The following is a 20,237-nucleotide window of genomic DNA, read 5'->3' as shown; positions in this document are numbered from 1 at the left end:
AAAATCATGTATAAAAAAGTAGACGAAGTTTTATCTGAGAATAGTTCAGACAATTACTTTTTTGATGATGAATTCATGTATGTGCGAGAATTGCTAAATGACTTTACTGAAGATGATTGGAAGTATTTAATTCGCTATTTAAGGAGTAAGGAAGATAAATATAAAATTAGGTTAGCTTACTGTATTGATGAAGACACTGGTATGTATGGTTTTAATATATTATTAGAATTGCTCAATGAAAATGATGAGGTAGCTGAATACGCTTTAGATTCACTACGTTCATTTGATCAGGAGCCATATAAAAATTTGATTGCTTCAGACAAGGCTGTCATCAAAAAAGCAGAAATTTTACAGAAAAATGCTAGTTTACCAGTAAAGCGAATTTTGGAGGCATTTTTACAACAAAACAAATAAAAAGAATTAGGCTCTATGTCAATTGTTGGGGTCAAAAATCGAGGTGCGAGCTAGAGAATCAATGGCTCATGCCTCCTTTTTCTGAGAGCTTTTCTTGATAGAATCTTCGTATCGCGTGGTGTATGGTATTGATGCGGTAACAGGTCAGTGGGTGACGGACTCGAGATTAGCATTTGATTTGCTAGTATTGGCCAGTAGCGCTTTAAGAGTAAGGCCTATACTCCACAAATCATCAGTTAGAAGATCTTAATTTTAACAGAGTTGATGAGGCAACAGGGTTAACGAATTTAGAACTTATGCAAAAAGGTAGAGTACCGTATTGTCATGATAGAAGTAAAATTGAGCTACATCATACAATTCAAATCGAGACTGGAAATGGCGAGCTAGCCAAATATAATGATGAGAGGATGTTTCTGAATGAGTGACAAATATACTGTCCAAAAACTTATAGAACAATACGGAGAAGAGAATGACTTTACGGGTGGTGCTTCATCGATAGCTATTAAGCAAGCAGAGGAGCTTACGGACACTCAATTTCCAGCTGCATATAGATGGTTTATTGAGAGATATGGTAGTGGAGGAGTACTTGGAATCGATATTATTGGAATTGGAAAAAATAATACGTATGGTGTTTCCAAAATAACCAAACAGCTAAGAGAACAATTTGACTTACTGAACAATTTAATTGTGATTGAGGATTGCGATGAATTTTATTATTGCTTAAATACGGACGATAGTAAGGTGTATTTTTGGGATAATATAGATGGAATGGGTGAAATTGTAGCTTTGGATTTCTTCTCTTTTCTAGAGGAACGAATAAGAGATATGTCTGAGAATTGATTTCTTAGTAAATATACCAGAACAGTAGAATTTTAGGCAGAGTAACTATCTCAAGAAAAACTATATAAATAATGAACAATACTCCACTACCTACACAGTTTATTTCTCACTCTAAATATCTCTTCATATTCTCAAGTACAATCTCGTAACCATTCGGCAACATGTGCGCGCCGTCAAATGTCAATTCTTTACGCAGGTTTCCGCTACTATCCATTAATCCAGCATTAACATTGATGAATTCGTAGCCATTCTTTTGCGCCAGTTTTCCGACTTTAGCACTTGCCGCTACATTTAATTCATTCGACCGATGTTCATAAAGTTGACTATGCTCGGACTTCTTTTCGCTGAAATCATCCACTGTATTAATCGGGTAGTAGGCCATGACATAAACAACAGTATCAGGCAGTTTCTCTTTAATCTGTTGCAAAATCGTCTCATAGTTTGCAAGAAAAAAGTTTTTCTGGGACATTAAATCCAATATCATTCGAACCGATATTCATAAAAATCTTACTTGGCATTAAATCAAAAATCAGAGTATCCATATGTTCTAACAAGTCAGCCGTTGTTGTGGCCCGGACTCCGCGGTTATAAATAATTTTATCCAAACCAAGGTCTTGTTCTTGCTGAAACTTCTCAATCGGGAAAATTTCCATTAATGAGGAACCAACAAAAAGAATCTGTCCTTTTTTGGCGGCTTGATTTGCTGTTGCATACTTGGCGCGGATGTCATTCTGAAATTTTATAATATTGGGAGACATATTTGTAAATTGGGCTGTTTTATCTGACATACAAGATCCTTCCTTTTTTTTTGCTAGGATATCTATGATTTTACAAAGTCAATGACGGGAATTAAGGCAAAAAAAATAAAACTTGGCTTATCACCAAATTTTTACGACTTTACCAAATATATTTCGTTTCTTCACCCAGCCGTTTACAAATCCATGATTGTTCGAAATTTGATACTCGGTTTGATTATTTCTTACGCGAGTAGCAGAAATCAGGTGTGTGTAATAGTTGCCTTTGACATTGCAGAAAACGATATCTTTTACTTCGAGAATCATGTCCGCAGTGACGGGAACTAGGCTTACAGGTTGGTTCGATTTTATAATTGGCAGCATCGAATTTCCTGCTTCTTTATACTTTTCGATGAACTGACCTTGTTGTAGTAAAGAAGCGATGAAGCTTGCCTTTGACATGTGTAGACCTCCTTTTTTGTTTGAGTGTATCAAATAGTTTCGGTAAAGTAAAGAGTGAGGTGATACGTTTATGCGACACATACTGCCCCATTTAGCGAATATACAAAAAGCCCTAAAAAAGGGCTTTAAGTTAGCGCATCAGGCGGCGTAAAATATATGCAAGGCCAAACCACAATACCGCACTTATCACAATCGTCGTAATCCATCCCGACGCATTATGCTCTAATGGCAGTGGCATGTTCATTCCGAAAAATCCAGTCACAATCGTTGGTACCGTGAGCAAAATGGAAAGTATCGTCAATATTTTAATCGTATCATTTAGATTATTATTCAAAATATTATTATATGTCCCTGACAACTGCGTCAAAATCTGCGAAGACAATTGCGTCATTTCAACCAGCTGCCGAGCCTCAATCAGTGCATCTTCCAACTGTTCTTTCTCACTGGCATTCAACGTCCGATAAATCAAATGCGTCTTGACCTGTTCTAGCAAAACCATATTTTGCTTCGATGCGGATACGAAATACACAATTCCCGTCTCTAAATCAGACAGCGACAACAAGTTTTGCTTCGTAGTTTTTTCCTTCAACTTATCATTAATTGTTTTCCGATCTGCATCCATTTCTTCCACCAACGGGAAAAACGCGTCGGAAACCATAAATAACGAGCTAAACAGAAACTCAAAAATAGTAATGGTATCATTGTTTTCCAGATACTTCTTCATTTTATCGGCAGCATATTGGTTTTTGCCGTTCGTTACCGTGATGATTTGTTGATTTTTAACCAGAAATGTCATTGGAATTGTTTCGTAGTGGTCATCAATTTTTTCCTGATTTGGAACGTTGAAGAAGAGGACGAATGTTTGGGTAGAAGGCTCGTATTCAATGTGCGCGCGCTCATTTCTATCCAGCGAATAAGCAACAACTTCATCATCGATATCGTTTTCCTTGTAGAACTGCTCCAGCTCATCCGCATTATCAATGTCAATATTAATCCAGTCGTACTTCCCCGCGTGAAAGGCTATTTTAGTAATCATTCGAATGGCTCCCTTTTCCTAGTATATGCCTTCCAATTATAGCAGGAATAAAGGAGAAAGCAAACCGTGACTTTTCTCAATATGTAATCCAAAGCAAGAGCGGACTACCAACCACTCTTGCTTTGTTATAACCTTATTCCGCACTTGGCGAATCTTCTAGTGTCCATGTAATGTCAGAGCTGTAGTCGCCAGCGAGATTACCAGCTGGTACGTATAAGGCAACATTTTCATTATTTCCTTCTGCTCCGGCGTAAACATCAAGCCAAGTTCCCATTCCAGCATTGGCTTCAGCGGATAGTACCGTTTGCGCACTCCCATTTAGTGTAACGTCAGATGCTGTCGGTGCTGCAGATTGATTATCACTTTGTGTCCGAACGTCACCATCTATGAAGCTCATTTCAGCGCCTTTTAACGTTTTGCTACCATCTTTAAAATCTGTTGCAGCAGCTGTTAATGTCCATCCATCACCAGTTCCACGTTTATCTGTTACCTGAATGTAAGGATTTTGATTCTCTGCATAGTACTTTTCTGATTGACCAGAGACTTTTTGTGTTCCAAAATCAATGTTGGATAAGAAATCAATCGTCAATGCACCAGTGTTTCCAGTACCTGTATTATCTGGATCAGCAGGATCTGGAGTTGCTGGGGTTGGGCTATCAGGATTTGTTGGGTTTAGTGGTGTTACAGCACTGTCGTCTGCTTCTATTTTTATTTTACCAGTGGAGGTTGTCGTATCGGCATGCGCGAATGTGCTTGCTCCGAATAATGTTGCGACTGTGATAGCTCCGACTGTGATTACTTTGGTTAAATTTTTCATATGATATTTCCTCATTTCATTTGTTTTTTTTTCGTAGGGCTTAGAGTTATAAGACGAAAAAGCGTTGTCGGAACATCACTCCTTTCAAGTGGACTATATTTAAGGCGCGTCGACGAGACTCCATTCAATTTGGCCTTGGTATTCTTGGGCATAGGCTTCACCGGCCTTTACTTTTAATAAAAGGCCTTCATCATCTGCCCACTTTATTTTAGTAGTGTCCGGCGTGTCTTCTGTTGGATGATAGTTATACACAGCGAGCGCTTGTTGCGTTAATGGTGTTTCCGCCCCGCTACTGTCCTTATAAATTAGTCCATCCGTTAAAACTTGGCCATTCGTCCCTTTCATCGGTGCTATGAGCGAGGCTGTAAGTGACCAGTCGTGTTTCGCTTTACGATTGTCATCCACTACGATTTCCCAGTTCGCATCTGACCGCTGATACGTTTGCGTACTACTTGCAATTTTCTGCGTTCCAAAATTTAGAACATCTGGTACGCTTGTCAAGGTTAAATCGTTTTGCTGCACGGTTATATTGATAGTATTATTCGGATTTTCTGGCGCGTTATCCAGGATGACTTGATAATGCGCTGTGCCAAGTTGCGTGAAGGATGCATTTGGATCCATCGTACCTTCATAAACGACTTCGTTAGTTGCGGTGTTCATAATAGTTACTTGGTGAGCCGTATTGAGCTCTTGCCGAGTGGAACCATCATTTGTGTAATGAAGGTCAAAATAAGTGTCCGAAGATTGGTCAAATGGTCTGATTGTTTTCGCATCAGTAATAGTAGAAGAAGCTCCAGCTAATTTATAATTGGTCAGAAACGTGTTTTCATAACGCGTGTTTTCTAATGGATTTGTTAAAGTATCCAAAGGCGATGCGCTATTGATGGTTATTTGATTATTCTTTAGTGTCAAACTACGGACATTACACAGATGTGCTGGAAGAATACCGACAAAATCATTATTGTTGATATAGACAGTTTGGATATATGCAGAGCTGGCAAAACTAGCTGGTATTTGCCCAGAAAAATGATTATCGTGTAGAAAAGCCACTCTCAGCTCTGTAAGATTACCGAGTTCTTCAGGAAGTTCACCAGATAAATTATTATTATTAAGCAAGAGGTTGTACAATGACGTTAGATTACCCATAGAGGTAGGAAGTTCCCCAGAAAGTTGATTTCTATCAAGGTAAAGAGCAATTAAATTCTCCAGATTACCAATGGATTCAGGAATCTCTCCAGTTAGTTGATTATTGGTTAACTGCAAACCTTCTAAATTTGCTAAATTGCCAATAGAGGCAGGAATCTCTCCTTGTAACTTATTAGAGGTCAAAGCAAGTAAAGTTAAATGTTGCAAAGTGCCTATAGATTCTGGGATACTACCTGTCAAATTTGTATTAGATACAGTTAATTCTGTTAACTCTGTTAAATACTGAATGCCGCTTGGGATATGTCCTGTGTAGGGGGTACTATATAGTTTAATTTTTGTAATCTGCTTCAAATCATCAAACGTCATCGTAGAGCCAATCTTTTTATCCGGGATTTGCCGCTCAATCTCATCCATTAGCCAGGTTTGGTTATCGAAATCAGACGGTTGCACGATATTGGAAATAACCTCTACGTGACCAATGGCTGCTGTATTTTGTCTAGCGCCATCGAGATAAAAAGTAAACAGATTGGAAGTATCGTTTAAATCAAGCGTAACAGAGGGGGAGATAGGACCGTCATATACGATTTGATTTGTGGCATTGTCGACGATTTGCACGGTATGCGTATCATAGAGTGCCACTTCTGCGCCTTGAGCTTGCTTGTTAATTAGTTTAAACGCGCTATGCATCGGAGAAGACGTGTTGAACGGTTGAAAAGTTGTCTGCTTGGTTGCATTATAAATCGTGGGCTTCACCGCTACTTCTAACTGGTTACTACTAACCGTTTGCGTAAAATTCCCCTTTGGTGGTGTTTGTACGGGAGAAACGAGTTGCGTATAACTGACATTAAAATTCGTGATGACGGGAGACTGCACCAGTTCAATTGGAATAACACCAGTCATTCGGGTGTTTTGGAATTGGAAGTTATTTGTTTTGGTGAGCTGCTTAAAACTATCCGGAATGGCGCCGGTTAATGGGTTGCCGTAGAAAGCCATAGCCCCATTAAAAGCAGTCAAATTGCCAATTTCACTAGGGATAGAGCCAGTGAGTTGATTGTTGGCGACATTTAATTCGGAACGTAAGCTTGTCAGATTGCCTAACTCTTTGGGAATTTGGCCCGTCAACTTATTATCCCGAATACTGAGCCGCTCCAGTTTGGATAGACTGCCAAGCTCAGGTGGGATCTCCCCACTTAAACTATCGTTATACAGAAAGAGTAGCGTTAGATTAGGGAAATACTGGATGCCTGGTGGGATAGAACCCGTCAAATTAGGATTATTGTTCAGTGAAATGGTCGTGATTGTTTTTAAATCCCCGAACGTTAACGTAGCATCAATGGTTTTGGAAGGAATTTGCCGTTTTACTTCATTGATAAGCCATGCTTGGTTCCCTAAATCAGCAGAAGAGACAATATCAGTATCTGATTTGGTTGCTTTTAGGTTTTGCCGTTTTTTTGTAGGTTCTAATGCATTTTGTGATTCTGATACCGTTTCTTCAGAAGTTGGTGCAGTAGCTTTCACAGCATCTGTGAACATTGGTGAGGATATCATAAACAGTAGCATCAGCGCTAACATCTTTTTTTTCATTTCAACCACCTTCTTTTATAGTTAAAGTGAGCTATACGTTCCTTTCTTTTGACATCATTTATTATACAACGCTCAATTAAGTTGTGCTTTTGAGGCTAAGTGCTTCTATCAACCAATAAAAAGGAAAATAGGCTAGCAATGGTACGAATCGAAATATATAGCTTTTTCAAAACACGCATAAAACATTAAAAATGCCTGTTTATGAATTTTTTGTGAACTTTATAAAGTGAAGCAAACAAATAAAAAAAAGGCTAGTAGTGGTATCAAAAAGAAAAATGATACCATTACTAACCTTTAAAAACACACATTTAAAAAGAAGGACTATCCGAAATATTTAATGCTTCCTGCAAAGATGCCATATCCTCAATAACCCATGGTCTTTTAGACGAATCGAGAATCCCTTTATTGCGCAGATTTTTAAGTGTGAGTGTAGCGAAGCTTTTAGAAGTACCTGCAAGCTCAGCGACCATATTATAAGTAACGAAATTTGGTAAATCAATCTGATTAGCACTAACATGCATACCAAAGTTCGCCAGCCGAATTAGTGTGAAAAGAACACGCTCTTCTGCCGTAATGTTACGCATCGTTGCTAAAACATATAGCTTATAGCGCGTTTCAACAGAAAATTGAAGCATAATATAATTTCTAGGATCTTCATTAAATAACATTTTTCGTAGAAACTCAAAATCAATTGTCCAGTAAACCGATTCACTCAAAAAGACAATTTCACCCGTGTTAGGCACATACTCCTGCACAATAGGTAATACAATGAACTTCCCTGGGTAGACAATATAATAATTGCGCATCCCATCTTCGCCAGAAAAATTATATTTTACATAGCCGCTTTCTAATAAATAACAAGTATTCCGCTCCTTACTAAGAGGTATACTCGTTCCTGCAGGGACTCTAGCCTGTGAGCAGTATTCATTGAAGCGGGGGTCTCTTTTTAAAATTTTTAAGATGTTGGAAAACGTGGCGTAGGACTCTAATGTTTCTTTGGAATACATATTTATTCACTCCTTTTAGCATGGCACACTAAATAAGTCATGTAACCTATACTTATAAATATATACTACAACGAGAAAAATTTGAAATTATAGCCCTTTTCAGAAGGTGAAGTTAATATAAACTCCTTTCTAAATTTGCGCTAAGCCTTAAATTAAGTTAAAATAACACGTGACATGAAACGAAAGAGGTGTTTTGGATGGCAGAGCAGAAAACGAATCCCAAAGTAGAAGAGTACGTAAATAAAGCAAAAAGATGGCAAGCGGAATACAAGCAGCTAAGAGCCTACGCCCTTGATTGTGACTTAAGTGAAGATATTAAATGGAAACATCCATGCTTCATGTACGAGGATAGTAACATTGTGTTAGCCCACGGTTTTAAAGAGTATTGCGCACTTTTATTTATGAAAGGTGTACTAATGAAAGATCCGAACGGTATTCTCGTACAACAAACCGCAAATGTGCAAGCTGCAAGACAGATTCGCTTCAAAAACCTGGAAGAAATCATTGAAATGGAAGACATCATTAAAGCATATATTAAAGAAGCCGTTGAAGTCGAAAAATCAGGCGCACAAGTAGCTTCAAAAAAGAAGAAGAATTTCCAGTTCCAGAAGAACTAGACCAGAAATTTGCAGAAATGCCAGCCTTAAAAGAAGCCTTTAAGAAATTAACACCAGGTCGTCAGCGCGCGTACTTGCTCTATTTTGCCGCACCAAAGCAATCGAAAACACGCGTAGCAAGAATCGACAAATACACAGATCGTATTTTGGACGGAATCGGACTAAATGATAGATTTTAAATAGTTTGCGTGAACAGTGAGACATTGTCTGGCTGTTTTTTCTTGTCTTTAGAGATTAATAAAGATAGGCGGAAGTTGTGAACAAAGCACGAAGTAATTGAAAATGATGTTTTAGTATATATACTTTTGGGCAAAAGGAGGGAATAATGGTGTTATCAGAACGAGAGAATTGATGCCCAACAAAAAATCGTCCTACTCTCTCATCATAGAAAAAGTAGGACGACGCGTTAAAACCATTGAATCAACAAAACACCAGCAACCATGGATAACACACCAAGTAAGCGGTAGCGGTTGATTGGGTGTTTCACAATGCCGAACCAACCAAAGTGGTCAATCGTAAGTGCAATAATCATTTGCCCGCATAGTGCTAGCACGACGGTCATTGCAGAACCAAGTAGTGGCAATAACAAAATATTCGATGTGACGAAAATAACGCCAAGCGCACCGCCCGTGAAGATCCACCAAGGAATTTTGCCGACACCTCGTAATTGGAACGTTAAGCGACGCTCGACAACAAGCGAAATCAGCAATAGCAATAACATGCCGACTGAAAACGAAATCAGCGAAGCGATAATCGGTGAATCTACCGCAATCCGAAGCCGACTGTTGATCGATGTCTGAATCGGCGACATCATTCCAGCCATAAGCCCCATACACATAAACGCAATCATAGACTTAGATCTTTTAGTAGTCATACAAATCCCTCCCTAAAATCGTTGCATCAAAATAACCCCGAAAAACATCAGTGCAATACCAATCAATCGCGGTATATTAAATTCATGAATTGGAACACCAAACCAACCGAAATTATCAATCAAAAGTGCCATCGACATTTGCCCGCATAGCGTAATCACAACGGTCAAAGCAGAACCGAGTCGCGGCATCAATAAAATATTGGATGTCAAAAAGAACACCCCAAGTGCGCCGCCGCCAAACCAAATCCACCAAGGATTCACAGCTAGCGTATGTAAATCAAATGTCCAACCATGTTCTAAAACAAGTGCCAACACAATTAAAATTAGTGTCCCAATTAAAAAAGACACCCATGAGGCGATAAATGGTGATTTCGTATAGCCGCGCAGTCGCGAGTTCACAGCTGTTTGCACAGGAATCGTCATGCCCGCCATCAGCCCAGCTAACATAAGCAATAAAGTCATTCCAAAACGTCCCCCTTTTCAACAATAGTCTTATTATAGAAGAAAAACGACCAGAAGTCCTTCAATATGACTTTGACGCAAGAATTTCTTTGAGTTGTTCCCAGTCCGCAATGAGCTCAGATTCAATTTTACGATTATAAAAAATTGCGGCGGGATGGAACGTCGGAAAAATCGTATAGTCTTGCGGAGACGCTTCATATTTCCCAGCAACACCCAATTGTTTAATCGGGCCTCGCCAAAGCCTTCCGTGAGACGCCGAAATCGTCATTTTATTATCAATCAGCCGTTTTAATGCACAACCGCCAAGTGCGACAATTAGTTTTGGCTTCACTTGAGAAATTTCATAGTCAAGTAGCGGCGCATGCAACAGAATTTCTTGAGGTTTTGGCAAGCGATTTGGGTATTTTTGAACCGTGTGCCCGGCTCTATCAATCTTTGTTTTATGACCAAAAGGGCGACTGCGAACGACGCTCGTAATGTAGACTTGATCCCGCGTCAAACCCGCGATAGCAAGCGTTTTATCGAGTTCTTTCCCAGCACGACCGGTAAACGGAACCCCAGTCCGAATTTCCACCTCGCCCGGAGCCTCCCCAATCAACATAATTTCAGGCGAGAAATCCCCATTTCCAAACACAAACCCTTCCAAGTTAAATTCGTTGTTTTTAGCAATAATCGGGTCAATCAATTCACGCGGATACGTCATATTATCACTCCTAAACTTGAACTTTCTTCTATTAAATTATAACATGGTACGTAAGAGGAGGATAATACATGCGTTTTCTAAAAATATTTTTTGATGCACTTGTTGTTATAGGGCTTATTTTACTAGCAGCACGGCTCGTATCATTCGGGTTACACGCCTTAAATATTCCATTCACAACCATATTTACTGATTACTCCATTCCGTCGCTCGCAATTTTACTAGTCGGGGCACTAGGCAACTGGATATTGAACAAGCAAAGGGGATCTTGAAAACGAAGACCTCTTTTTGTCTGGCCTAATAATCAACGGTTTTCACAGTAATCTGGACCTTTACTATTTTTTTGATAAATTCCATAATGTGGAATCATTCCTTTTTTGAACGGCTTTGTACAATTGCGATAGTTGTCTTACCAAGCTTTCCGCAAAAATTCCCAATAGAAAAATAGCCATTTTAAAGATTACTAGACGTACCTTGGTTCCGCTTGACTCTCCACCTACGTCATCGTTTAAACTAAAGCTAATAAGACAAAAGAAGGAGGAACGTACATGTTCAAAATCGGTGAATTTTCTAAACTTGCAAACGTTAGCATCCGAGCATTGCGACATTACGATAAAATCGGCCTGCTCATCCCAGAACAAATCAACAAAGAAACCAATTACCGCAACTACTCGGCACAACAACTACAAACCATCAACAAAATCCAAAAATTAAAAGAAGTCGGTCTTAGTTTAACTGTTATCAAAGAAATTCTCACATCAAACGACGAAGCTACAACAATTCAATCACACTTAGCCATTCGCGAACTAGAACTCAACGAAGAGCTTCAAAAAATCAAGCAACAAAACCAAATTTTAGAGAATTCGCGTCTCTTTTTAAAAGAAGATAGCAAGAAACTAAACTACCATGTCATTCAAAAAGAAATACCAAAGCGCTATGTAGCAAGCATTCGCGATGTCATCCCGAACTATTCTAATGAAGGGGTATTATGGGAGAAGCTTTATCAAATTCTGATGATGAATAACATTACTTTTGCTAAAGAACCGTATAACTTGGCTATTTTTCATGATGATTCTTACCAAGAAAGCAATGTAGATGTTGAAGTGCAAGTCGCAGTTCAAATGAGTCATCCAAATACCGAAATTACTTTTAAAGAAGCACCCGCAGTCCAAGTCGCATCTGTCATTATCACAGGAAATTATGAACAAATGACAGCCGTGACCGAGACCATAGCCATGTGGCTAGAAAATCATCATTATCAGCTAAACGGCCCGATGTTCAATATGTATCACGTGTCCATCGCGACCGAATCAAATCCACAAAACTGGGTAACCGAAGCCTGTTTCCCAATAAAGGAGCAGACCAGTGAAATATGAATGGCGCAAACAAGACAAATCAATCTACTTACCAAAACAAGCACCCGAAATCATCGACGTACCGACTATGAAATACTTCACAATTAGCGGCAAAGGAAACCCCAATTCCCCGGCGTTTTCAGAACTGATCAAAACATTGTATGCCGCATCTTACGCAGTGAAAATGATGCCTAAAAAAGTAGCGGCACCAGAAGGCTATTACGATTACACCGTGTTCCCTTTAGAAGGTTTCTGGACACTAGAACCAGGTAGCAAAGCATTAGACAAAGAGCGACTAATCTTCAAAATTATGATTCGCCAACCCGATTTTATCACTCCAGAATTGTTTGATTACGCCAAAGAAACTATCATCAAAAAAGTATCACCCGAAAATCGCGACCTATTAAAATTAGAAGAAATTACAGAAGGGCTCAACTTGCAGATGCTACATATTGGTAGCTTTGATGATGAGCCGGCAACCTTCGCTCAAATGGAAACCTTCTGCGGACAAAATAACTTAATTCGTCTTAGCAAAAGCCACAAAGAAATCTACTTAAGTGACGTGAACAAAGTTGCACCAGATAAATTAAAAACAACACTACGATTCGAAATAAAATATAAATAATTTTAAAAAACTTTTCCCGTTAATGACCTGTTGATGAGAAAGGTTTTTTATATAGAAGAAAGAAGAATTTTTTAACCCTATTTCTACAAAATAATTGTATTCCGCCTAAATTTCATACTATAATGGAGCAAGGGAAAAGACTTCGTGGTATGTTAGCAAGTGTTAAAAGAAATGAGGTCGTAATTCGTTATGAAAACAGAAGCATTGTCGAAAAAGTATAATATTCTTAACGACAAAAAAAAGCATGCAAACTATTAAAATCATGGCAACTGTTCTCATGACAGTGATGTTAATTGTAGGACTTGTTTTAGCATTACGAGAATCAGTGCCAATCAACTTTACAATAGAAGGAATTGTTTTATTTTGTGTAGCATTTTACATTTTATTTGCCTTACATGAATTAATTCACGGATTACTTTTCTGGGTATTTGGCAACACCAAGCTGCATTTTGGCTTTAAAAAGGGATTTCTCTATGTTAACTGTCCGAAGCAACTATTTTCAAAATGGCAGTTTCAAATAATCAATATCGGGCCATGTATTTTGTTAACACTCATTCTAGTTATTTTAGCATTAGAATTTCCAGTGTATCTCGTCGCTATATACGCATTAATCGCAGCCCATTCAGGCTTTTGCATGTCAGACTTATACGCGATGAAAATTGTTGCTGGAGCGCCCAAAAGAGCAAAAATAAAAGATACAAAAGAGGGAATTGCAATCATAACTCAGTCTTAAGTTGGTTGTAAGCTGTGATACATGTCGGTTACAATAAAGGATATGGGATAAAAAGGGCAATCAGATGACAGAAAGTAGGTTACAATTAAATGCATAAAAAGAAGTCAACACTACTTATCGGGATTTTGCTATCGGCTATCGTGCTGGGCACAATAGCTTTCATTGCCATCGATAAACTATTTTTTCAACAAGAAGAGCCTGTCGAAATCACACGCGTTGATCCACAACAAGAGTTCATTAATTTATTAGCAGACCACGCCCAACAAATACAAGACCAGAAAGGCATTTTAACAAGTATTACATTGGCGCAAGCGATTTTGGAGTCCAATTGGGGAGAAAGTAAGCTAGCCACAGAAGGCCGCAATTTGTTCGGGATAAAAGGTGAATACCAGAAAGACTCCGTTACGATGCCAACACAAGAATTCGAGAACAACGAATGGATTACGATTGACGCAGCTTTCAGAAAATATCCTACTTGGTTTGAATCACTAGATGACCACGCAGCGCTATTTTTAAAAGGCACTTCTTGGGATAAAACAAAATACAAAGATGTCATCAAAGCGAAAGATTATAAAACGGCGGCCAATGCATTACAAAAAGCAGGCTATGCAACAGATCCTGGATATGCTGAGAAATTAATCGAGCTAATTGAACAAAGAAATTTGCAAGCATATGATCAAATTTACGACCCGATTCGCTATGTCAAGCAAGTTGACGATATGGGAACAGCAAAATTGGCAAAAGATACGAGAATTTGGTCTAGCCCGCCAAGAACAAAAAATGCCAAACCTATTGATGATTTAGCAAAATACGGCGCTGAAAAATTAAAAATAGTGCAAGAAATGCAAGTTGGAAATGGAATATGGTACCAAATAAAACAAGATAAAAAGACATTAGGTTGGGTAAAAAATAATATAATTCAGATTAAAACGCTATGAAAATATAGCGTTTTTTTTTGATGTGGTCAAAAAAAAATTCACGTTTGTCAACACGCATAAGATAGCGGTCTATACAATTTCTGTAACATTATAAACAGAAATGACACGTTCCTGTAACCTAAATGCAACACTAATTTTGCTAGAATGAACCCTGTTGATTTGAAGAAGAGACTAGAAAGTAAAAAAACTATAAAAAAATCAGAAAGAAGTGTAGAAAAAGTCGTATGAAAAAATCAGTCAAGCGCAATTTGGCTATACTAGGAACTATCGGAATGATGATGGGCTCGATGGTACTTCCTGTTAGCGCATTTGCCGCAGAGAGCGAAATGAATACACATGTAAGCTACACCGATTCTCAGCAGAATTTTCTTAATAAAATAGTCCCTGATGCCCAGAAATTACAACGCGAACATGGTATTTTAACAAGTGTCACGATTGCTCAAGCCATTTTAGAATCAGGTTGGGGAAACAGTGGTTTAACACAACAAGCTAATAATTTATTCGGTATGAAAGGTAGTTATGAAGGTCAGTCCGTCACGATGAACACTAAAGAGTTCTATGACAACAACTGGACAACAATAGATGCTAGATTCCGTGCGTATCCAAGCTACTACGAGTCACTAGAAGATCATGCACTATTGTTCGTCAACGGTCCTTCATGGGGTGGAAATAACTATGCAAATCTTATTGGTGAGGAAGATTACCGACAAGCAGCAAAAATAATTGAGGACGGCGGCTACGCAACAGCACCCAATTATGCCCAAGAACTCATCAGTACAGTAGAAACTTACGGTTTAGCGAAGTACGATCAAGTCTATGACAAAATCACCGAGAAAACAAAAATCTACGCATACGGCGAAATACGAGGCGGAGCAACTGGTACGGTTTGGAGCACACCAGACACCTTAAAAGGCGCAACTAAAAAAGCTTCTTTAAACCATTACAAAGGTAAAGATTTACGATTGATGAATCGCGTGAAAGTAAGTAATGGCTCCACATGGTATGAAGCGTCCATTAACGGTCAAAACATTGGCTGGATGAACGAAGAGAACCTAAACCTTATTTACAAAACGTCCATGGAACAAGAAGTAAACTTAATCAGAGGTGTAGAAAATTCAAACGGTCAAATTTATGCATTCCCAGTCATTGATACTAGCACGTTCAAAGGAACGCTTGCAGGACTAAACGAAGTCCACGTTGACAGCCAAGCAGTTGTAAACGATAAAATCTGGTATCGCGTAAATGACGGAACACAACGACTAGGTTGGGTCGAAGCACCAATGTTAAAATAAAATAGAAAAAATCTCGCGCGCTTAAAAAATGAGCCGCGAGATTTTTTTATTTAGAGGATTTTTCAAAACTTTGTCGAATATATATACTATAAGCGATTAAAATGTTATATCAAGTTCTACAGGGCAGTGATCGGAACCAAGAACATCTGCATGAATAGCCGCTTCTGTTATTTTCGGCGCAATTCGATTAGAGACGACGAAATAATCAATCCGCCATCCGGTATTTCTGGCACGTGCGTTCATCCGATAAGACCACCAGGAATAGGCACCTTCTAGTTCGGGATACAAATGGCGGAACGAGTCTGTAAATCCAGCGGCTAGTAGATCAGAGAATCTCCCTCGCTCTTCATCAGAGAATCCAGCATTTTTACGATTCGTTTTAGGATTTTTTAAGTCGATTTCTTGATGCGCAACATTAAGGTCGCCACATACCACAACCGGCTTTACAGCATCTAATTCCTCTAAATGATTTAAGAATGCATCTTCCCAACTCATTCGGTAATCAAGACGTTTTAATTCATTTTGAGAATTTGGCGTATAAACCGTTACCATATAGAATGCTGGAAATTCTAGTGTAATGATGCGGCCTTCTTGGTCATGTTCTTCGATATCTAACCCATAAGTTACCATGAGGGGTTCAATTTTTGAGAATATGGCTGTGCCAGAGTAGCCCTTTTTTACGGCATAATTCCAGTAATCATGATACCCGGACAGGTCTAAGTCAATTTGGCCTTCCTGTAGTTTAGTCTCTTGTACACAGAATATATCAGCATTTACAGTTTGGAAATACTCCATGAAGCCCTTCTTTTCAGCAGCTCTAAGTCCATTCACGTTCCACGAGATTAATTTCAATTTTATCACTCCTTTAATTAGTATTATTATACCTTACAATAATTATTAGGTATAATATGAAGGAGGAGGAAGCCTATGAAATATATTATTTTCTTACGTGCAATCAATGTTGGCGGTAATCGCAAAATAAAGATGCTTGATTTAAGAGAAATTCTTACGGCGAATGCTTATAAGAATGTTACGACCTACATTCAATCAGGTAATATCATCGCAGAACATGCTGATACTAGTTATGAATGGGTTCAAGAGAATATAGCGACACTTATTGGAGAGGCTTTTGGTTTTAACGTACCAGCAATTGTTTTCCCGTTGGATGAATATGTCCAAGGTGTTTTGCAGAAGCCTTTCGAAGGGGAGAAGATAATGGTTCATTTCTTAAACCAAGTCCCAGAAGCGGTAGATTTAGGCATCTTAAAAGAGCTCGGCAAGGATCAACAGGATAAATGTGAGATTACGGGCCGGTTTTTATATGTTTTTTTGTCAGCAGGTGTTTCTGATAGCATCTATTCAAATAAACTAGTAGAACGAGTATTACACGTTAAAGCAACTGCCAGAAACTGGCGAACAATAACGGCAATGCAAGAGAAAAGCAAATAAAACACGGAGGTAAGTATCCAATGAGAAATGAGCTAATCGAACGTTTTATCAAATACGTCAAAATCGATACACAATCAAGCGAAGCAAGCCAAACAGTTCCAACAACTCCTGGACAATTAGAATTGGGCAAGGTGTTAGTAGAGGAACTAAAAGCAATAGGTATGGAAGAAGTAACGATGGATGACAACGGATATGTAATGGCAACACTCCCAAGCAATACAAGTAAAGCAGTACCTACAATCGGTTTCTTAGCACATATAGACACAGCAACAGATTTAACTGGCAAGAATGTATCACCACAAATTCATGAGAACTTTGATGGTAATGCCATTGTATTAAATAAAGAACTAGATGTAGTTCTCTCACCAGAAGCATTTCCAGAACTCCCTACATACAAAGGTCAGACAATCATTACGACCGATGGTACAACGCTGTTAGGTGCAGACGACAAGGCAGGGATGACCGAAATCATGGTAGCCATGCACCATTTGATTACTCATCCAGAAATAAAACATGGCCGAGTCAGAGTAGCATTCACACCAGATGAAGAAATAGGGCGTGGGCCGCATCATTTTGATGTACCAGCATTCGGTGCAGATTTTGCTTATACAATGGATGGTGGACCACTTGGAGAATTAGAATACGAAAGCTTTAATGCGGCCGCCGCACGCATCACATTCAAAGGAAACAGCGTACACCCTGGCACTGCTAAAGATAAAATGGTGAATGCCAACAAAATGGCGATGGAGTTTCACGCACAGCTTCCAGAAACGGAAGTTCCAGAGCTCACAGATGGCTATGAAGGCTTTTATCACTTAATCTCATTACAAGGTGAAGTCGAACAATCAGAAGCATATTATATTATTCGTGATTTCGACCACGATGCTTTTATAGCAAGAAAAGAAACAGTTTCTATGATTGTAAGAAATCTGCAAAAGAAATATGGCGAGGATAAGATCATTCTAGACTTGACCGATCAGTACTACAATATGCGTGAAAAGATTGAACCAGTGAAAGAAATTGTCGATATGGCTTATAAAGCAATGAAGAATCTTGATATCGAGCCAGACATTCGACCAATTCGTGGTGGAACTGATGGATCACAACTATCATTTAAAGGCTTACCAACACCTAACATTTTTACTGGTGGCGAGAATTACCATGGCAAATTTGAATATGTATCTGTTGATAGTATGATAAAGGCGACACAAGTTATTATAGAGATTGCTCGCTTATTTGAAGAAGAAGCATAAGCATACAGAAACGCGCTTGAAACATTATGGTTCTCAAAATGCTACAAGCGCGTGATTCTTATTTCGGAAAGATAGATAATTGCCCGTTCTCCAAAGTCACAACTTCAATAGGATGACTATAGAAAGGCGAGAGTATTTCCTCGGTTAACATATCTTCCGTTTTTCCGTCCGCGTATTTCTTCCCGTCTTTAAGTAGCAGGGTGCGTCCAAAGCAAGGCAATATCTCTTCAGTATGGTGTGTAACGTATAGCATGGTTGGTGCGTCAGGCCTATTGGATATAATATCAATCCGCTCTAATAAGCGTTTTTTAGCAAATATATCAAGCCCATTACATGGTTCATCGAGAATCAGCAACTGTGGTTTGGCCATAAGCGCTCTTGCGATAAGTACAATTTGTCGCTCCCCTTGAGATAAGATATGATATGGTCTGCCTATCAAGTTAGTTCCACCACATTCTGATAAAATAGACTTGGCTAATTCCCGTTCTTCTAATGTGGTTTTTTGATACAAACCAATGCTCGCAAACTTTCCGCTTACAACAATGCTCTCTGCTAAATCATATTCTTTTAATTGCTGTTGCAAGGAAGAACTGACCCAACCAATAGATTTTCTGAGCTCAGGCAATGAAGTTTGACCAAATCGATGCCCTAGCACAGAAAGCGAACCAGAAGAGGGCCAAAGATAGCCATTTAATAATTTCAGTAAGGTAGTTTTCCCGGACCCATTCAATCCGAGCACAGCCCAGTTCTCTTTATCGTTAACTTTCCAATCAATATTCTGTAGCAATAAGTTACCATTACGATTCAATGAAACATTTTCGAATTCAAACAAAAGAATCTCCTCCTAGCTGATGAACTTAATACTATTTTACACAAAAGTTAGAAAATTTGAAAACATAAAGGAGGCAATCCTGTTGATAAGCCAAGCGATTGTTGATAAGGCAGAATTGTTTATTCAAGAACATTTCAAAGACGAGAAAACCGGTCACGACTGGTACCATATTGAAAGAGTATATAAAATGGCTATGGAGCTTCAAAGTATTGAAGGTGGTAATAAAGGCATTATACAGCTTGCGGCCTTGTTTCATGATTTTACAGATAGCAAACTTAAAGTAAATCCAGATGAAGCTGAGTTACAAATGAAAGATTGCCTATACCAATACGGAGTATTAGAAGAGGATGTAAAGCGAATCATAGATGTCATTGATTGCGTCTCATTTAGTAAAGGCAAAAAAGTCCCATTAAATATAGAAATGCAAATTGTGCAAGATGCAGATCGTTTGGATGCAATAGGAGCAATTGGGATAGCTAGATGCTTAACATACGGCGCAGCTATGCAAAGGCCCATATACAATCCTAACCACAAAGAAGGTACAACGATACAACACTTCCATGATAAACTCCTACAAATAAAAGATAAAATACAAACAAGCGCAGCAAAGAAGATAGCAATCAGAAGACATAAGGTGCTAGAAAGCTATTTAAAAGAACTTGAAAATGAATGCAATATACAATTTTAATGAATTAAAACAAAATGGTTGCTTTTTTAAAGATAAGTGTTATATACTTAGAAAGTTCTCGCTTGAGAGCACAAAAAATAATTTGAAATATGTTGTTGACACGCTAACTTCTAGTATGATATGATATAAAAGTTGTGTTGAACAGCATCTGTCGACCTTTGAAAACTGAACAAAAAACAAAGATAAAACTAAGAAAACAGCAATGTTTTCAGGTAAGAATCGCAGGGCGGAAATAGAAAGCTATTTCCAAACAAACAACTAGTAAAATTATTTGCTAGCGAAGTCAATTTGACGCAAGGATCTTATTCACGGTGTTGAATAAGTATTCAAACGAACTTTTAAAGAGAGTTTGATCCTGGCTCAGGACGAACGCTGGCGG

The 20,237-nt window shown here is 38.6% G+C and carries 23 protein-coding genes and 2 pseudogenes; 13 read left to right on the top strand and 12 right to left on the bottom strand.

All coding sequences use genetic code 11. The features are described 5' to 3' along the window. Window positions 1–6 precede the first annotated feature (6 nt). From PRIP_RS04825 to PRIP_RS04820, 3 genes and pseudogenes are all read left to right on the top strand, one after another. Window positions 7–414, top strand: a complete 408-nt coding sequence (locus PRIP_RS04825) for a hypothetical protein (protein ID WP_036099855.1) — start codon at window positions 7–9, stop codon at window positions 412–414. A 293-nt stretch (window positions 415–707) separates the two neighbouring features. Then, window positions 708–839 (top strand): annotated as a pseudogene (locus PRIP_RS18185) (HNH/ENDO VII family nuclease); the annotation flags it as partial. Next, on the top strand, window positions 832–1,254 hold the full coding sequence (locus PRIP_RS04820) for an SMI1/KNR4 family protein (protein ID WP_036099853.1): 423 nt from the start codon (window positions 832–834) through the stop codon (window positions 1,252–1,254). The pseudogene PRIP_RS18185 and the gene PRIP_RS04820, both read left to right, overlap by 8 nt. 106 nt (window positions 1,255–1,360) lie before the next feature. Here the strand turns inward: PRIP_RS04820 and PRIP_RS17385 are convergent, their stop codons facing one another. The 7 genes from PRIP_RS17385 to PRIP_RS04790 form a co-directional block, all read right to left on the bottom strand. Next, window positions 1,361–1,681: an SGNH/GDSL hydrolase family protein gene (locus PRIP_RS17385; RefSeq protein WP_206538184.1), complete on the bottom strand. Its 321-nt coding sequence runs from the start codon at window positions 1,679–1,681 to the stop codon at window positions 1,361–1,363. A 7-nt stretch (window positions 1,682–1,688) separates the two neighbouring features. Then, window positions 1,689–2,042 (bottom strand): SGNH/GDSL hydrolase family protein, encoded by a 354-nt coding sequence (locus tag PRIP_RS17380; RefSeq protein ID WP_149023756.1) that lies wholly within the window; start codon window positions 2,040–2,042, stop codon window positions 1,689–1,691. 90 nt (window positions 2,043–2,132) lie between these two features. Further along, window positions 2,133–2,450, bottom strand: a complete 318-nt coding sequence (locus PRIP_RS04810) for a hypothetical protein (protein ID WP_036099851.1) — start codon at window positions 2,448–2,450, stop codon at window positions 2,133–2,135. Window positions 2,451–2,580: 130 nt separating this feature from the next. After that, the gene (locus tag PRIP_RS04805; protein WP_036099850.1) at window positions 2,581–3,486 is read right to left on the bottom strand and encodes a magnesium transporter CorA family protein; all 906 of its coding nucleotides are present in this window, start codon (window positions 3,484–3,486) and stop codon (window positions 2,581–2,583) included. A gap of 133 nt (window positions 3,487–3,619) precedes the next feature. Then, the gene (locus tag PRIP_RS04800) at window positions 3,620–4,303 is read right to left on the bottom strand and encodes a WxL domain-containing protein (RefSeq protein ID WP_052008720.1); all 684 of its coding nucleotides are present in this window, start codon (window positions 4,301–4,303) and stop codon (window positions 3,620–3,622) included. Window positions 4,304–4,402: 99 nt separating this feature from the next. Next, the gene (locus PRIP_RS16135) at window positions 4,403–7,033 is read right to left on the bottom strand and encodes a leucine-rich repeat domain-containing protein (RefSeq protein WP_052008719.1); all 2,631 of its coding nucleotides are present in this window, start codon (window positions 7,031–7,033) and stop codon (window positions 4,403–4,405) included. 308 nt (window positions 7,034–7,341) lie between these two features. Further along, entirely contained in the window at window positions 7,342–8,040 is a 699-nt protein-coding gene (locus PRIP_RS04790) for a Crp/Fnr family transcriptional regulator (RefSeq protein ID WP_036099847.1), read from the bottom strand. Between the two features lie 197 nt (window positions 8,041–8,237). Between PRIP_RS04790 and PRIP_RS04785 the strand changes: the two are divergent. Continuing rightward, a pseudogene (locus PRIP_RS04785) lies at window positions 8,238–8,836 on the top strand (YdeI/OmpD-associated family protein). A gap of 227 nt (window positions 8,837–9,063) precedes the next feature. On the opposite strand, the gene PRIP_RS04780 reads toward PRIP_RS04785, so the two are convergent. The 3 genes from PRIP_RS04780 to PRIP_RS04770 form a co-directional block, all read right to left on the bottom strand. Continuing rightward, window positions 9,064–9,531: a DMT family transporter gene (locus PRIP_RS04780; protein ID WP_036099845.1), complete on the bottom strand. Its 468-nt coding sequence runs from the start codon at window positions 9,529–9,531 to the stop codon at window positions 9,064–9,066. Window positions 9,532–9,543: 12 nt separating this feature from the next. Beyond that, window positions 9,544–9,993, bottom strand: a complete 450-nt coding sequence (locus PRIP_RS04775) for a DMT family transporter (RefSeq protein ID WP_036099843.1) — start codon at window positions 9,991–9,993, stop codon at window positions 9,544–9,546. A gap of 61 nt (window positions 9,994–10,054) precedes the next feature. Continuing rightward, a complete protein-coding gene (locus tag PRIP_RS04770) occupies window positions 10,055–10,696 on the bottom strand; it encodes a uracil-DNA glycosylase (RefSeq protein ID WP_036099841.1) in 642 nt (213 codons plus the stop codon). Between the two features lie 68 nt (window positions 10,697–10,764). Here PRIP_RS04770 and PRIP_RS04765 point away from each other — a divergent pair, with 68 nt between their 5' ends. The 6 genes from PRIP_RS04765 to PRIP_RS04740 all read left to right on the top strand — a co-directional run bounded on the left by PRIP_RS04765 (window position 10,765) and on the right by PRIP_RS04740 (window position 15,636). After that, window positions 10,765–10,965: a hypothetical protein gene (locus PRIP_RS04765; protein ID WP_036099840.1), complete on the top strand. Its 201-nt coding sequence runs from the start codon at window positions 10,765–10,767 to the stop codon at window positions 10,963–10,965. A 276-nt stretch (window positions 10,966–11,241) separates the two neighbouring features. Next, window positions 11,242–12,069: a MerR family transcriptional regulator gene (locus tag PRIP_RS04760; RefSeq protein WP_036099839.1), complete on the top strand. Its 828-nt coding sequence runs from the start codon at window positions 11,242–11,244 to the stop codon at window positions 12,067–12,069. Continuing rightward, the gene (locus PRIP_RS04755; protein ID WP_036099837.1) at window positions 12,059–12,673 is read left to right on the top strand and encodes a GyrI-like domain-containing protein; all 615 of its coding nucleotides are present in this window, start codon (window positions 12,059–12,061) and stop codon (window positions 12,671–12,673) included. The genes PRIP_RS04760 and PRIP_RS04755 overlap by 11 nt, the downstream gene beginning before the upstream one ends. Window positions 12,674–12,917: 244 nt before the next feature. Next, window positions 12,918–13,406, top strand: coding sequence for a DUF3267 domain-containing protein (locus tag PRIP_RS04750; RefSeq protein ID WP_036099835.1), 489 nt, complete (start codon window positions 12,918–12,920; stop codon window positions 13,404–13,406). A gap of 89 nt (window positions 13,407–13,495) precedes the next feature. Next, the gene (locus tag PRIP_RS04745) at window positions 13,496–14,344 is read left to right on the top strand and encodes a glucosaminidase domain-containing protein (RefSeq protein WP_036099833.1); all 849 of its coding nucleotides are present in this window, start codon (window positions 13,496–13,498) and stop codon (window positions 14,342–14,344) included. A 224-nt stretch (window positions 14,345–14,568) separates the two neighbouring features. Beyond that, a complete protein-coding gene (locus PRIP_RS04740; RefSeq protein WP_052008718.1) occupies window positions 14,569–15,636 on the top strand; it encodes a glucosaminidase domain-containing protein in 1,068 nt (355 codons plus the stop codon). 96 nt (window positions 15,637–15,732) lie between these two features. Here the strand turns inward: PRIP_RS04740 and PRIP_RS04735 are convergent, their stop codons facing one another. Continuing rightward, window positions 15,733–16,488: an exodeoxyribonuclease III gene (locus PRIP_RS04735; protein WP_036099832.1), complete on the bottom strand. Its 756-nt coding sequence runs from the start codon at window positions 16,486–16,488 to the stop codon at window positions 15,733–15,735. Between the two features lie 75 nt (window positions 16,489–16,563). On the opposite strand from PRIP_RS04735, the gene PRIP_RS04730 reads away from it, so the two are divergent. Together PRIP_RS04730 and pepT are read left to right on the top strand one after the other, a co-directional pair. Continuing rightward, the gene (locus PRIP_RS04730; RefSeq protein WP_036099831.1) at window positions 16,564–17,085 is read left to right on the top strand and encodes a DUF1697 domain-containing protein; all 522 of its coding nucleotides are present in this window, start codon (window positions 16,564–16,566) and stop codon (window positions 17,083–17,085) included. 20 nt (window positions 17,086–17,105) lie between these two features. After that, the gene (gene pepT, locus PRIP_RS04725; protein WP_036099829.1) at window positions 17,106–18,338 is read left to right on the top strand and encodes a peptidase T; all 1,233 of its coding nucleotides are present in this window, start codon (window positions 17,106–17,108) and stop codon (window positions 18,336–18,338) included. 58 nt (window positions 18,339–18,396) lie between these two features. Here pepT and PRIP_RS04720 read toward each other — a convergent pair whose 3' ends face one another. Next, window positions 18,397–19,170, bottom strand: a complete 774-nt coding sequence (locus tag PRIP_RS04720) for an ABC transporter ATP-binding protein (RefSeq protein WP_036099828.1) — start codon at window positions 19,168–19,170, stop codon at window positions 18,397–18,399. 82 nt (window positions 19,171–19,252) lie between these two features. Here PRIP_RS04720 and PRIP_RS04715 point away from each other — a divergent pair, with 82 nt between their 5' ends. After that, window positions 19,253–19,858, top strand: a complete 606-nt coding sequence (locus tag PRIP_RS04715) for an HD domain-containing protein (protein ID WP_052008717.1) — start codon at window positions 19,253–19,255, stop codon at window positions 19,856–19,858. The last annotated feature ends 379 nt before the right edge of the window (window positions 19,859–20,237 follow it).

This window comes from Paenilisteria riparia FSL S10-1204 (assembly GCF_000525995.1).
In the GTDB taxonomy this organism is placed as follows: domain Bacteria; phylum Bacillota; class Bacilli; order Lactobacillales; family Listeriaceae; genus Listeria_A; species Listeria_A riparia.
This window is presented reverse-complemented; position numbering and strand designations above follow the sequence as displayed.